This window comes from Streptomyces sp. CA-210063 (assembly GCF_024612015.1).
Taxonomy (GTDB): Bacteria; Actinomycetota; Actinomycetes; order Streptomycetales; family Streptomycetaceae; genus Streptomyces.
Map to the genome: position 1 here is coordinate 6230747 of NZ_CP102512.1, position 13886 is coordinate 6244632.

13 protein-coding genes are annotated in these 13886 nt (G+C 70.7%); 6 read left to right on the forward strand and 7 right to left on the reverse strand.

The genetic code is table 11. From position 1 onward, the window contains the following. The first annotated feature begins 102 nt into the window (after positions 1-102). The gene (locus JIX56_RS27350) at positions 103-285 is read left to right on the forward strand and encodes a hypothetical protein (RefSeq protein ID WP_257544428.1); all 183 of its coding nucleotides are present in this window, start codon (positions 103-105) and stop codon (positions 283-285) included. A 175-nt stretch (positions 286-460) separates the two neighbouring features. On the opposite strand, the gene mscL is transcribed toward JIX56_RS27350, so the two are convergent. The 6 genes from mscL to JIX56_RS27380 form a co-directional block, all read right to left on the reverse strand. Continuing rightward, positions 461-931 carry a large conductance mechanosensitive channel protein MscL gene (gene mscL / locus JIX56_RS27355; protein WP_257544430.1) on the reverse strand — a complete coding sequence of 157 codons (471 nt, stop codon included), beginning with the start codon at positions 929-931 and terminating at the stop codon, positions 461-463. 156 nt (positions 932-1087) lie between these two features. Further along, on the reverse strand, positions 1088-1660 hold the full coding sequence (locus JIX56_RS27360) for a hypothetical protein (RefSeq protein ID WP_257544432.1): 573 nt from the start codon (positions 1658-1660) through the stop codon (positions 1088-1090). A gap of 269 nt (positions 1661-1929) precedes the next feature. Next, positions 1930-2799, reverse strand: coding sequence for an S-methyl-5'-thioadenosine phosphorylase (locus tag JIX56_RS27365; protein ID WP_257551147.1), 870 nt, complete (start codon positions 2797-2799; stop codon positions 1930-1932). Between the two features lie 261 nt (positions 2800-3060). After that, positions 3061-3393: an FmdB family zinc ribbon protein gene (locus JIX56_RS27370; protein WP_257544434.1), complete on the reverse strand. Its 333-nt coding sequence runs from the start codon at positions 3391-3393 to the stop codon at positions 3061-3063. A gap of 70 nt (positions 3394-3463) precedes the next feature. Beyond that, positions 3464-4744 carry an MFS transporter gene (locus tag JIX56_RS27375; protein ID WP_257544436.1) on the reverse strand — a complete coding sequence of 427 codons (1281 nt, stop codon included), beginning with the start codon at positions 4742-4744 and terminating at the stop codon, positions 3464-3466. A 274-nt stretch (positions 4745-5018) separates the two neighbouring features. Continuing rightward, entirely contained in the window at positions 5019-6632 is a 1614-nt protein-coding gene (locus JIX56_RS27380) for a potassium/proton antiporter (protein WP_257551148.1), read from the reverse strand. A gap of 264 nt (positions 6633-6896) precedes the next feature. Between JIX56_RS27380 and JIX56_RS27385 the strand changes: the two genes are divergently transcribed. Then, on the forward strand, positions 6897-9686 hold the full coding sequence (locus JIX56_RS27385) for a penicillin acylase family protein (protein ID WP_257544437.1): 2790 nt from the start codon (positions 6897-6899) through the stop codon (positions 9684-9686). Positions 9687-9747: 61 nt separating this feature from the next. Here the strand turns inward: JIX56_RS27385 and JIX56_RS27390 are convergent, their stop codons facing one another. Beyond that, complete coding sequence (locus tag JIX56_RS27390; protein ID WP_257551149.1) at positions 9748-10356, reverse strand: 5-formyltetrahydrofolate cyclo-ligase; 609 nt, start codon at positions 10354-10356, stop codon at positions 9748-9750. Positions 10357-10459: 103 nt separating this feature from the next. Here JIX56_RS27390 and galU point away from each other — a divergent pair, with 103 nt between their 5' ends. The 4 genes from galU (at position 10460) to JIX56_RS27410 (ending at position 13865) form a co-directional block, all read left to right on the forward strand. After that, positions 10460-11362 (forward strand): UTP--glucose-1-phosphate uridylyltransferase GalU, encoded by a 903-nt coding sequence (gene galU, locus JIX56_RS27395; RefSeq protein WP_257544439.1) that lies wholly within the window; start codon positions 10460-10462, stop codon positions 11360-11362. Positions 11363-11367: 5 nt separating this feature from the next. Next, positions 11368-12690, forward strand: coding sequence for a molybdotransferase-like divisome protein Glp (glp, locus tag JIX56_RS27400; protein WP_257544441.1), 1323 nt, complete (start codon positions 11368-11370; stop codon positions 12688-12690). An 84-nt stretch (positions 12691-12774) separates the two neighbouring features. Next, the gene (gene moaC, locus JIX56_RS27405; RefSeq protein WP_257544443.1) at positions 12775-13257 is read left to right on the forward strand and encodes a cyclic pyranopterin monophosphate synthase MoaC; all 483 of its coding nucleotides are present in this window, start codon (positions 12775-12777) and stop codon (positions 13255-13257) included. Next, positions 13254-13865: a MogA/MoaB family molybdenum cofactor biosynthesis protein gene (locus tag JIX56_RS27410; protein ID WP_257544445.1), complete on the forward strand. Its 612-nt coding sequence runs from the start codon at positions 13254-13256 to the stop codon at positions 13863-13865. Before moaC ends, JIX56_RS27410 begins: the two co-directional genes overlap by 4 nt. Positions 13866-13886: the final 21 nt, after the last annotated feature.

A 13886-nucleotide genomic window follows, 5' to 3' on the forward strand; every position in this document is an offset into this window, starting at 1 on the left:
CGGACAGAGGGAGTGCGCGGACAGGCCCGGTGAGGGTGCGGGCGGGCTGGGGGAGGGGCAGGGCGGGAAGGTTGTCCATGCCCGGGGCCGTACTCTGGAGGCATGAGTACTGCTCCCGCCCCCGGACCGCGTGACCCCAAGGCCGCGCTGGTCTTCGACGACCCGCTGACCCGGCCGTCGTCCGACGACACGGACCACGGGTGGGGCGACCGGCCCGGCGACGGCGGCGACAGCGCGGCCGACCTGAAGCGCTTCCTCGACGAGAAGCCGCCCCACCACATCTGACAGCGTCGGCCGAAGGTCTTGAGTCGCCGACACTGCCGGCCGATGGCTTCGAGCCGCTGACACCGTCGGACGAAGGCCTTGGGCCGCTCACACCGTCGGCCCAGGACCTTGAGTTGACGACATCGTCGGCCAAAGGCTTCGAAGTCTCGCTCGCCGACCCCTACTGCCCCTGCCGCTAGTCGCGGTCGTGGCCCGAGCCGCGCTGGGCCACCAGGGCGTCGCGGATCTCCTTGAGCACCTCCAGCTCGGTCAGCTCGATGACCTCGTGCGTGCCTTCCTTCGCCTTTCGGCGGGATTCCTGGTGGGCCAGGTACTTGGCCATGGGAAGGACCATCAGGAAGTAGACGACGGCCGCGGTGATGACGAAGCTGAGGGTGGCTCCCAACACTGAGCCCCACCGGATCTGGATGCCGGTCGCGTCGGCACCGCTGCCTGTGCAGATGCCCTTGAGGCAGGAGCTGTAGCTGTCGAGGTCCTTGGTGCCGAACGCCCCCACCAGTGGGTTGATGACCCCCTTCACCACCGAGTTGACGATGTTGGTGAAGGCCGCGCCGATGACCACGGCGACGGCCAGGTCGACGACGTTCCCCCGCATCAGGAAGGCCTTGAAGCCCTCCAGGATGCTCGGCTCCTTCTTCTCGCTCACCACGAGGCCTCTCTGCGCTGGTTGTGGAACAAACGACTCCGCAACCTACGGCAGGGCGTGACCCGGGTGGCCCATCGGGTCCCTCCATCGTGGGACTTGACGGGTGGGGACCGGTCTGCGATGAGCCGGCGCGAGTGCCCGCAACGGTGTTCGGGGTCACCACAGCGTCACCGCCAGGCGGGAGGTGGCGCCCGCGCCGGCAAGCCGGGCCGCCGTGTGGCGGGGCACGGTCAGGACGACCAGGGCTCCGCTCTCGGTGGCGCTCGCAGCCGGCACCTTGGACACACGGGCGCCGCGTGCGACGACCCGCGCGGCGCCGACGCCCGTCGCGGACTCCTCGGCCGCGATCACGTCGACGCGGTCGCCCGGGCGCAGCAGCCGTACCGTCGCGCCGTCGGCGATGCGTACCGGTGCGGTCACCGTCTCGGCGGGGGTGGGGCGTTCGGGGACGGGGTCGGCCACGGGGTGTCCCCTTACCCGTTCGGCCTCCCTCGGGCCCGCCCCCGTCACCAACATGGCGGCGGCGGTCACCGCCAGACCCGCGGCCATGGCTCGCCTTCGGCAGCGGGCGAGGCGGCGGAGGCGGTGGGCGCCGCCGCGTACCCGTAGCGGGGCGAAGTGCGGGACCTCGCAGGTGGGAGGGGCGTCGGTGCCGGGTGGGCCGGCAGCCCAGGAAGGAAGGCGGGCGGACGTGGATCCGGGCGAGGGCGAGGCCAAGGGCGAGGACATGGATGAGGATGAGGGACGGGGCATGGGAGGGTCACCACCTGCTGTGTGAGATCGGCTTGCGGTCCCACGATGAGGCTTCGCGGCGGAACGTGTCGGGGCCGGTGGACTACTCACCGGTTGTGGAAAACTCCGCCACCCGAACGAGGAGTTCCGCCCCCACCGCCGCGCCGGACGTGCGGGCGCGGCCTTCCACTACGGCAGCTTGAACCCCGGATCTGTGCGGCTTCGCGCTACGGCAGCTCGAACCCCCGGATCTGCGCGGCTTCCCGCTACGGCAGCTCGAACCCGGGATCCATCCCGCCCAGCGCCTTCGAGCACAGGCAATCCCGCGTGCCGTTCGGCGGCAGCGAGGCCACCGTGTCGAAGAGGACGCCGCGGAGGCGGTCGATGTTGGCGGCGAAGACCTGGAGGACTTCCTCGTGGGAGACGCCCTCGCCGGTCTCGGCGCCGGCGTCGAGGTCGGTGACGAGGTTCAGGGAGGTGTAGCAGAGTTCCAGTTCGCGGGCGAGGATCGCCTCGGGGTGGCCGGTCATGCCGACGACGGACCAGCCCTGGGCCTGGTGCCACAGGGACTCGGCGCGGGTGGAGAACCGGGGGCCCTCGATCACGACGAGGGTGCCGCCGTCCACCGGTTCCCAGTCGCGCCCGCGCGCCGCTTCCAGGGCGGTCTTGCGGCCGACGGGGCAGTAGGGGTCGGCGAGCGAGACATGGACGACGTGGGGGATGGCGCCGCCGGGCAGCGGGAGGCCGTCGAAGTACGTCTGGGCGCGGGACTTCGTGCGGTCCACCAGCTGGTCCGGGACGAGCAGCGTGCCCGGCCCGTACTCCGGTCGCAGGCCGCCCACCGCGCACGGGCCCAGCACCTGGCGCGCCCCGACGGAACGCAGGGCCCACAGGTTGGCGCGGTAGTTGATGCGGTGCGGCGGCAGGTGGTGGCCACGGCCGTGGCGGGGCAGGAAGGCGACCCGGCGGCCGGCGATCTCGCCGAGGAAGAGGGAGTCGCTGGGCGGCCCGTAGGGGGTGTCGACCTGTATCTCGGTCACGTCGTCGAGGAAGGAGTAGAACCCCGAGCCCCCGATGACACCGATCTCCGCCAGGCCTGCCTCCGACGCGCCGACCGTCCCCGACGCCTTGGTCATCTCGGACCCCGACGCACCGAATGCCCCGGCCATTCCAGCAGCCCCGGCCACCTCAGACTCGAAGCCGTCGTCAGCCGCCCCGGTCGCCTCGGCCGAGCCGGCCGCCCCCGTCATCCCTGTCGCCGGACCCGCCGCCCCGCCCGCCGGCCCCGCTCCGTTCCCCACGTGCTCCGTGTTCGCCATGCCCGCACCTTAACCGGGCCCGGAAACGCCGAAGACCCCGCCGGTCGTCGTACGACGGCAGGGTCCCGGACGGCAGCGCTATGCGGCCGAGGTGCTGCTTGCGGAGGAAGAGCCCGAGGACGACGGCTTCGAGTCGGAGGACGACGAAGACGACGTGGACGAGGACTTCGCGTCCGAGGAGGACTTCGAGTCCGACGTGGACGACTTCGACGCCGGGCTGCTGCTGGACGACGAGCCGCGGCTGTCGTTCCGGTAGAAACCGGAGCCCTTGAAGACGATGCCGACCGCGGAGAACACCTTCTTGAGGCGGCCGTTGCAGCTGGGGCACTCGGTCAGGGCGTCGTCGGTGAACTTCTGCACCGCTTCGAGGCCCTCACCGCATTCGGTGCACTGGTACTGGTACGTCGGCACTGGTTCTTCCTCCTGGCACTCTCACTCGATGAGTGCTAACGACGATCCATAGTGACCTATTCCCAGGGGTTCAGTCCACTGTCACCGGCACTCGGTGACCGACGACACGCGCGACGGTACGGCTCCGGGGCCTGGTCGCCAGCCGCGTGCGAAGCGCCAGCAGGGTCGCCAGCGCCAGTGCCGTACCGGCCATCGGGACCAGGAATCCGGCGCCGGCCCACAGTCGGTCCTCCAGCTGTCCGGCGGCCGTGACGGCGGCGGCCTGGCCGAGGGCGACGGCGCCGGTGAGCCAGGTGAAGGCCTCGGTGCGGGCGCCCGCCGGGACAAGGCTGTCGACCAGGGTGTAGCCGGTGATCAGGGCCGGGGCGATGCACATGCCGACCAGCAGGCCGAGCGCCGCGAGTACCAGGACCGAGTCGGCGGTCCACAGGGCGGAGGCCACCAGCGCGAGGGCCGTGTAGCCGACGATCAGGCGTCGCTGAGGGGTGGCCTTCCACGCGATCGCGCCGCAGACGATGCCGGAGAGCATGTTGCCGGCGGCGAAGACGCCGTACAGGACGCCGTTCAGGCCGGGCTCGCCGATCGACTCGGAGAAGGCGGCCAGCGAGACCTGCATACCGCCGAAGACGGAACCGATGCCCAGGAAGGTGACGATCAGGACACGCACTCCGGGGAGGGACAGGGCGGAAACGTGCTCCACGCGCGCGTGCGCCATGGAGACGACCTTGGGCTGGGTGCCGCGCTGGGCGGCGAACAGCAGACCGCCGATCAGGGTGAGCGCGGCCTCCGTGAGCAGACCGGCGGCCGGGTGCACGGCGGTGCACAGCGCGGTCGCCACCAGCGGGCCGAGCACGAAGGTCAGCTCGTCGGTGACGGACTCGAAGGCCGCCGCGGTGGGCATCAGGGGCGAGTCCTGGAGCTTGACGCCCCAGCGGGCCCGCACCATGGGGCCGATCTGCGGCACCGAGGCACCCGTCGGGACGGCGGCGGCGAAGAGCGCCCACAAGGGGGCGTCCGCGAGCGCCAGCGCCGTCAGGGAGAGACCCGCCGCTCCGTGGACGAGGATGCCGGGGATCAGGACGGCGCGCTGGCCGTGACGGTCGGCGAGACGGCCGCTGTACGGGGCGAACAGGGCCATGGCGACACCGGTCACGGCGGCGACGGCGCCGGCCGCCCCGTAGGAGCCGGTGGTGTGCTGGACCAGCAGCACGATGGAGAGGGTCAGCATCGCGAACGGCTGGCGGGCCGCGAAGCCGGGGAGGAGGAACGTCCACGCGCCACGGGTGCGCAGCAGCTGCCCGTAGCCCGGGCGGGACGCCCTAGAGGTGTTCGAGGTGACCGTGGATGCCACGGCCGTGCCTTTCCGCCGCCTGGTAGCGCGCCCCCGGGTTCACGGGGATCGGGCGCCGAGAGCTGTCCTCTTGCGCCACTGCGGTAGATGCCGGGCCCACGGTGAGGGGCGTCTCGGCCGCCATACGGTCGCGCCAGCTCTGCGTCAGACAGAGTTGGTCCGATCAAGTGCGCCTTCATCGTACAGGGCGACCGGCGGGGGGGCCTGTGAAAGGGGGCACCACGGGCGGTCGTACCCTCGATTTCAGAGGGTGTGAACAGTGTGAAACGTGTTCTTAACGCCCCGCCCCGCCGCGACCGGTCTCGCCGCGATGCGTACCGCCGTTCCCGTTCCCGTTCCCCGTCCCCAGCCACCCGGCCAGCTTGCCGCCCTGGCCGACGGCCCTGAGGCGGCGCTCCGCCTGGTCGCGGACGGGATCCGTGGCGACGACGAGCAGTTCGTCGCCGCGCCGCAGCACCGTGGTCGGCAGGGGCACGAAGGATGTGCCGTCGCGGACGACGAGGGTGACGGCGGCGCCCGCGGGGAGCCGCAGCTCGTTGACCTCGACGCCGTGCATACGGGACTTCTCGGGGATGGCGACGGACAGCAGATGGCCGCGCAGCCGCTCCAGGGGCGCCGATTCGATGCCGAGGTCGGCGGCCTCGTCGCCGGAGCCGCCCAGGCGCAGCTTGCGGGCCAGCCAGGGCAGCGTCGGCCCTTGGACGAGGGTGTAGACCACGACCAGGACGAAGACGATGTTGAAGATCTTTCGGCTGGCTTCGATCCCGCTGACCATGGGGATCGTCGCCAGGATGATGGGCACGGCGCCGCGCAGCCCGGCCCACGACAGCAGCGTCTGCTCCCGCCACGGCACCCGGAACGGCGTCAGCGCGACGATGACGCTGAGCGGTCGCGCCACCATGGTCAGCACGAGCCCTATGACGAGCGCGGGCCAGATGTCGTCGCCCATCTCGTGCGGGGTGACCAGCAGGCCCAGCAGGACGAACATGCCGATCTGGGCGATCCAGCCGACCCCCTCGGCGAAGCCGCGCGTGGCAGGCCAGTGCGGCAGCTTGGCGTTGCCGAGGACCATGGCGGCCAGGTAGACGGCGAGGAATCCGCTGCCGTGGGCCAGGGCGCCGGCCGCGTAGGCGGCGACGGCGATGGCCATGACGGCGATCGGGTAGAGACCGGAGGCGGGCAGCGCCACGTGCCTCAGGGCCCACGAGCCCAGCCAGCCCACCGCGAGGCCGATGGCGGCGCCGATCGCCAGCTCCAGCGCTATCTCGCCGATCAGCACGTACCAGTGTTCGACCGGTCCGGCCATGGAGAGCGAGGCGACGAGGATGACCACGGGGGCGTCGTTGAAGCCGGACTCGGCTTCCAGGGTGCCCGTCACGCGCGCGGGGAGGGGGATTTTGCGCAGCACCGAGAAGACGGCCGCCGCGTCCGTGGAGGACACGACCGCGCCGATGATGAGCGACTGCCGCCACTCGAGACCGATCAGGTAGTGCGCGCCCGTGGCCGTGACGCCGACGCTCACCGCGACTCCGACCAGCGCCAGTGAGCTGGCGGCCGGCAGGGCCGGCTTGATCTCCTTCCACTTCGTGCCGAGGCCGCCCTCCGCCAGGATCACGACGAGGGCCGCGTAGCCGATGACCTGGGTCAGTTCGGCGTTGTTGAAGTGGATGTCGCCGATGCCGTCCTGGCCCATGGCGATGCCGATGCCCAGGTAGACGAGCAGGCTGGGGAGCCCGCTGCGCGACGAGATCCGGACCGCGGCGACCGCGACCAACAGGACGAGCGAGCAGACGAGCAGGAGCTGGTTGAGGTCGTGGACAGTCAGAGGGCCGTACCTTTCTCGCCGAACCGCACGTGGTTCCGGTTGTGGGAATGCCGAGCACCGGATCACCGGATCAGGGCACGCGCGCGTGGAGGCATGCGAAGCCGATCACGGAAACCGTGCGTTGCGGTTAAGTCAGTGCAAGTACTTCGTTACCTTACCTAACTCTTGACGATTTCTTGACGCTTTCGAGGGCAAGATCGAACGGCCGTCCGCGCCAGTTCCCGACTCCGCGTCAAGTCGTGTCGGGCCCTGCGCCTATGGTTGCTCCAGCGTTCAGTACAAAGCACAGCCCGACCTGCCGCTCGTGTTAGGACAGCAAGGACAGCGATGCCCACCGACACCACCGCCTCCTCCGGCCAGCAGTCCGGCAAGTCCGGCAGGAAGAAGGGGCGCAAAGGCCGACTTCTCCTGATCGTCCTGGTCCTGGCCATCATCGGTGGCGTCGGCTTCGGGGCGTTCTGGTCCGTCTCGACCGTGCGTGCCTCCTTCCCGCAGACCAAGGGCTCGATAGCCCTGGACGGTCTGTCCGGACCGGTCGACGTCAAGCGCGACGGCTACGGGATCCCGCAGATCTACGCCTCCTCCGACGAGGACCTGTTCATGGCACAGGGCTACGTCCAGGCGCAGGACCGGTTCTACGAGATGGACGTGCGCCGCCACATGACGGCCGGCCGCCTCTCGGAGATGTTCGGCGAGGGCCAGGTCGACAACGACGAGTTCCTGCGCACCCTCGGCTGGCACGGAATCGCCGAGGAGGAGTACGAGAAGACGCTCTCGGCGGAGACGAAGAAGTACCTCGACGCGTACGCCAAGGGGGTCAACGCCTACCTCGCAGGCAAGGACGGCGAGGAGATCTCCCTGGAGTACGCGGCCCTGGGCTTCTCCAACGACTACAAGCCCGAGGAGTGGACCCCGGTCGACTCGCTCGCCTGGCTGAAGGCGATGGCCTGGGACCTGCGCGGCAACATGCAGGACGAGATCGACCGCGCCCTGATGACCAGCCGCCTCGGCCCCCGCCAGATCGCCGACCTGTACCCGCAGTACCCGTACGACCGCAACAAGACGATCGTGCAGGAGGGCTCGTACGACGAGCTCACCGAGACCTGGTCGGACGGGACGGGCGGGTCGCAGTCCGCGCAGAGCACCGACGGCTCCACACAGGGCACCGGCGACACCGCGGGAACGGGCACGGGCACCGCCGCCGGTACCTCAACGGACTCCGGGGCTCTCCAGACGCAGCTGGACGGCCTCTACAACGTCCTGGAGGACCTGCCCGAGGCCGTCGGTGTGAACGGCAATGGCATCGGCTCCAACTCCTGGGTCGTCTCCGGCGACCACACCATCACCGGCAAGCCGCTGCTCGCCAACGACCCGCACCTGTCGGCCCAGCTGCCGTCGGTCTGGTACCAGATGGGCCTGCACTGCAAGGCCGTCTCGGAGAAGTGTCAGTACGACGTCGCCGGCTACACCTTCGCGGGCATGCCCGGAGTGATAATCGGCCACAACGCGGACATCTCCTGGGGCATGACCAACTCCGGCGTCGACGTCACCGACCTCTACCTGGAGAAGCTCACCGGCGACGGCTACGAGTACGGCCGCAAGGTGCTGCCCTTCGACACCCGCGAGGAGACCATCGAGGTCGCCGGCGGCACCTCCAAGAAGATCGTCGTCCGCACCACCAACAACGGCCCCCTGCTCTCCGACCGCAACGACGAACTCGTCCAGGTCGGCAAGAAGGCCACCGTCGACCAGGACGCCCCCGACCGCGGCGACGGCTACGGCATCGCCCTGCGTTGGACCGCGCTCGACCCCGGCACCTCCATGGACGCCGTCTTCGCGATGAACCGGGCCGCGAACTGGGAGGACTTCCGCGCGGCCGCCGCCCTGTTCGACGTCCCCTCGCAGAACCTGACCTACGCCGACACCGAGGGCAACATCGGCTACCAGCTGCCCGGCAGGATCCCCACCCGCGGTGAGGGCGACGGCTCGGTGCCCGCGCCGGGCTGGGACACCACGTACCGGTGGACCGGCTACATCGACCAGGACGAACTGCCCTACGAGTACAACCCGGAGCGCGGCTACATCGTCACCGCGAACCAGGCCGTCGTCGGCGAGAAGTACCCGTACACGCTCACCAAGGACTGGGGCTACGGCACGCGCGCGCAGCGGATCACCAGCCTCATCGAGTCGAAGATCAAGGGTGGCGGCAAGATCTCCACCGACGACATGCGGCAGATGCAGATGGACAACAGCAGCGAGATCGCCAAGCTGCTGGTGCCGCTGCTGCTCAAGATCGACGTCAACGACAAGGAAGTCCGCCAGGCGCAGAAGCTCCTGGAGGGCTGGGACTACACCCAGGACGCCGACTCGGCGGCCGCCGCGTACTTCAACTCGGTCTGGCGCAACATCCTCAAGCTCGCCTTCGGCGACAAGCTGCCCAAGGAACTGCGCGTCGAGGGCCAGTGCCTGTCGGTCGAACCGGTCGGCACCACCGGGCCCGCCGACGAGGACCAGCGGGTGCGCGAGTGCGGCAAGCGCGACGCGGACCAGGCGCAGCCGGACGGCGGCGACCGCTGGTTCGAGGTGGTCCGCCGGATCATCGACGACGAGGACAACGACTGGTGGTCCACGCCGAAGACCCGCACCCAGAAGGCCGTCGACACCCGTGACGAGCTGTTCAAGCGGGCCATGCGGGACGCCCGTTGGGAGCTGACCGCCAAGCTCGGCAAGGACATCGACACGTGGAACTGGGGCCGGCTGCACCGCCTGTTCCTGAAGAACCAGACCCTCGGCACCGAGGGCCCCGGCTTCCTCCAGTACATGCTCAACCGCGGCCCCTGGAAGCTCGGCGGCGGCGAGGCCACGGTCAACGCCACCGGCTGGAACGCGGCGGGCGGCTACGAGGTCGTCTGGGTGCCCTCGATGCGCATGGTGGTGAACCTCGGGGACCTCGACAAGTCCAAGTGGATCAACCTCACCGGCGCCTCCGGGCACGCGTACAACGCCCACTACACCGACCAGACCGACAAGTGGGCCAAGGGCGAGCTGCTCACGTGGTCGTTCTCGGACAAGGCGGTCGAGAGCGACACGAGCGACACGCTCCTCTTGAAGCCGTGACTCCCGCCTGAGCAGGGAAAGTGGCCTCCACGCACGCGTGGAGGCCACTTTCACGTTCGGATCACCGGAACCGGCGTACCCCCGACGGGGTCACCACCGCGTGCACCGGGCGGTCGTGTTCCTCCTCCGGCACCCGGTCGACCACCTCCGTGTCGTACAGCAGCACCACCAGGGCCGGGTCCGCGCCCGCGCGCTCCAGTCGGGCCAGGACACGGTCGTACGAGCCGCCGCCCCTCCCCAGGCGCATCCCGCGCGCGTCCACGGCGAGGCCCGGGAGCAGGACCGCGTCGGCGGTGGTCACGGCGTCCGGGCCGAGTCGGTCGCCGGCGGGTTCCAGGAGGGTCATACGGCCGCCGCCGTGCCGCACGCGCGCGAGGGAGGCCTCTCCCTCGTAGGCGCCCCAGTCCAGGTCGTTGTCGGGGAGCAGGATCGGCAGCAGGACGCGCACGCCCCGCGCGCGGAGTGCGTCGAGGAGCGCGAGGGTGCCGGGCTCACTCCCCACGGAGACGTAGGCCGCGACCGTGCGCGCGTGCGCCAGCTCGGGCAGATCGAGGGCCCGGTCGGCAAGAGCGCCCGTCGTTTTCCGGACGTCATCCGGCGTCAACCCATTCCTCACCAGGAGGATCTCTCGGCGCAACAATCGCTTGGAAAGCTCCGGTTCGGGTCTCATCGGGCTCACAGGTTGCTCCAGTAATATTCGTAATCGGCTCATATGAGAGCGAATTCATCGGAGCCACAGATTCCCCACAAAGGCACCGGATAAGGTTCGGCGCATGAGTGAGGCGAACCCCAGGATCAGCAAGGCTGTCATCCCCGCGGCGGGTCTAGGGACCCGGTTCCTGCCGGCCACCAAAGCGACTCCCAAGGAGATGCTGCCGGTCGTGGACAAGCCGGCGATCCAGTACGTGGTCGAAGAGGCCGCATCGGCGGGGCTCGACGACGTCCTGATGATCACCGGCCGCAACAAGCGCCCCCTCGAGGACCACTTCGACCGGAACTACGAGCTGGAGTCCGCCCTCCAGAAGAAGGGCGACGCCGGCCGGCTCGCCAAGGTGCAGGAGTCCAGCGACCTCGCGACCATGCACTACGTCCGCCAAGGCGACCCCAAGGGCCTCGGTCACGCCGTTCTGTGCGCCGCCCCGCACGTGGGCGACGAGCCCTTCGCGGTCCTCCTCGGCGACGACCTGATCGACCCGCGCGACCCCCTCCTCAAGCGCATGGTCGAGGTCCAGGAGCGGCACGGCGGCAGCGTCATCGCACTCATGGAGGTCGCACCGGAGCAGATCCACCTCTACGGATGCGCGGCCGTGGAGGCCACCGAGGACGGCGACGTCGTCAAGGTGACGGGCATGGTCGAGAAGCCGGACCCGGCCGACGCCCCGTCGAACTACGCGATCATCGGCCGCTACGTCCTCGCCCCGCAGATCTTCGACGTCCTGCGCAAGACGGAGCCGGGCCGCGGCGGCGAGATCCAGCTCACCGACGCCCTCCAGCAGCTCGCCGCGGACGAGAAGGTCGGCGGCCCCGTGCACGGCGTCGTCTTCAAGGGCCGCCGCTATGACACCGGAGACCGCGGCGACTACCTGCGTGCCATTGTCAGACTCGCATGCGAACGTGAAGACCTGGGACCGGACTTCCGGACCTGGCTTCGCAGTTACGTAGCCGAGGAGATGTAGTCACTTTGAGCACCACCGCGACCCGCACCACCGGCCCAGGCCACCTCTGGTCGGTGACCGAACACCTGGAGGACATCCTCGCCACGGTCCACCCCCTGGAACCCATCGAGCTGCAGCTTCTCGACGCCCAGGGCTGTGTCCTGGTCGAGGACGTCACGGTGCCGGTGTCACTGCCGCCCTTCGACAACAGCTCGATGGACGGGTACGCGGTGCGGGTCGCGGACATCGCGGGCGCGAGCGAGGAGTTCCCGGCCGTGCTCACGGTGATCGGGGACGTGGCGGCGGGCCAGGCCGAGCAGCCGCAGGTGGGCCCCGGCGAGGCCGCCCGCATCATGACCGGCGCCCCGCTGCCCCCCGGCGCGGAGACGGTCGTCCCGGTGGAGTGGACCGACGGCGGCCTCGGCGAGGGACCCGTCTCCGGGATGCGCGCCCGCAGCGCCGGCCCCGAGGACGCCACCGGCCAGGTCGCCGTGCACCGCGCAGCCGAGGCACGCGCGCACGTGCGCGCGAAGGGAAGCGACGTACGGGCCGGCGACCGCGCCCTCGCCGCCGGCACGATCCTCGGCCCGCCGCAGCTCGGCCTGCTCGCCGCCATCGGCCGGGCGACCGTACGCGTGCGCCCGCGCCCGCGTGTCGTGGTGCTCTCCACCGGCAGCGAACTGATCCCGCCGGGCGAGCCGCTGGCCACCGGCCAGATCTACGACTCCAACAGCTTCGCCCTCACCGCAGCCGCCCGGGACGCGGGCGCGATCGCCTACCGCGTGGGCGCCGTCGCCGACGACGCCGAGACCCTCCGCTCCACCATCGAGGACCAGCTCGTCCGCGCCGACCTGGTGGTCACCACCGGCGGGGTCAGCGTGGGGGCGTACGACGTCGTCAAGGAGGCCCTGGAGTCCGTCGGCGACGAGGACGAGGAGGGCACCGGCATCGACTTCCGCAAGCTCGCCATGCAGCCCGGCAAGCCCCAGGGCTTCGGCACCATCGGCCCCGACCACACTCCGCTGCTCGCCCTCCCCGGCAACCCGGTGTCGTCGTACGTCTCCTTCGAACTCTTCGTCCGGCCCGCCATCCGCACCCTGATGGGCCTCGAGGACGTCCACCGGCCGGCGGCCATGGCGACCCTCCAGGCCCCCAAGGCGCTGACCTCGCCCGCAGGGCGCCGGCAGTACCTGCGCGGGACGTACGCCGACGGCCAGGTCACGCCTGTGGGAGGCGCCGGATCGCACCTCGTGGCGGCCCTCGCGCACGCCGACGCGCTGATCGTGATCCCCGAGGACACCGAGTCGGTCGAGCCCGGCGCGGAGGTCGAGGTCATCCTGCTCGGCTGAACCGTCGAGGGTGGCGTACCGTGTCGCGCACAACAGACCGCGCGCCGCACCGCGACGGGCCCCGACCGGGAGCGCCACACCACCATGAGTACGCCGCAGGACCGACTGACCCACATCGACGAGGCGGGCGCCGCCCGCATGGTCGACGTCTCCGGGAAGGACGTGACCGCGCGCACCGCCCGCGCCAGCGGCCGGGTCCTGGTCTCACCCAAGGTGGTCGAACTGCTCCGTGGGGAGGGGGTGCCCAAGGGCGACGCCCTCGCCACCGCGCGCATCGCCGGGATCATGGGCGCCAAGCGCACCCCCGACCTCATCCCGCTCTGCCACCCGCTGTCGGTGTCGGGCGTCAAGGTCGACCTGTCGGTCGCGGACGACGCCGTCGAGATCCTCGCCACCGTGAAGACCACGGACCGTACGGGCGTCGAGATGGAGGCCCTCACCGCGGTCACCGTCGCAGCCCTCACCGTGATCGACATGGTCAAGGCGGTCGACAAGGGCGCGGTCATCACGGACGTCCGCGTCGAGGAGAAGACGGGCGGCAAGTCGGGCGACTGGAGCCGGTCATGAGCGCCGCCCCGCACGACCCTTCGCCCCGGCCCACCCCCGCCGCGCACGATCCGTCACCCCGGGCCACGCGTGCTGCCCATGATCCGTCACCCAGGTCGACGCCCGCCGCGCCGTACCGCGCGCTGGTCGTGACCGCCTCCAACCGCGCCGCCGCCGGGATCTACGAGGACCGGGGCGGGCCCCTGATCGCCGAGGGGCTCACGGCGTTCGGGTTCACCGTCGAGGGGCCCCAGGTCGTGCCCGACGGCGACCCCGTGGAGGCGGCCCTCAGGGCGGGCGTCGACGCCGGGTACGCCGTGATCGTGACGACCGGCGGTACGGGAATCTCGCCCACCGACCGCACCCCGGAGGCCACCCGCGCGGTCCTCGACCACGAGGTGCCGGGCATCCCCGAGGCGATCAGGGCGTACGGCCGGGACAAGGTGCCGACGTCGGCTCTCTCCCGGGGCCTCGCCGGAGTCGCGGGCCGGACGCTGATCGTGAACCTGCCGGGCTCCACCGGTGGCGTACGGGACGGCCTGGCCGTACTGGGACCCCTGCTCACCCACGCCGTCGACCAGCTCCGCGGCGGCGACCACCCCAGACCCAGCCACGGGGGTGCGAGCTGAACAGCCCATCCTGGCCCGTAG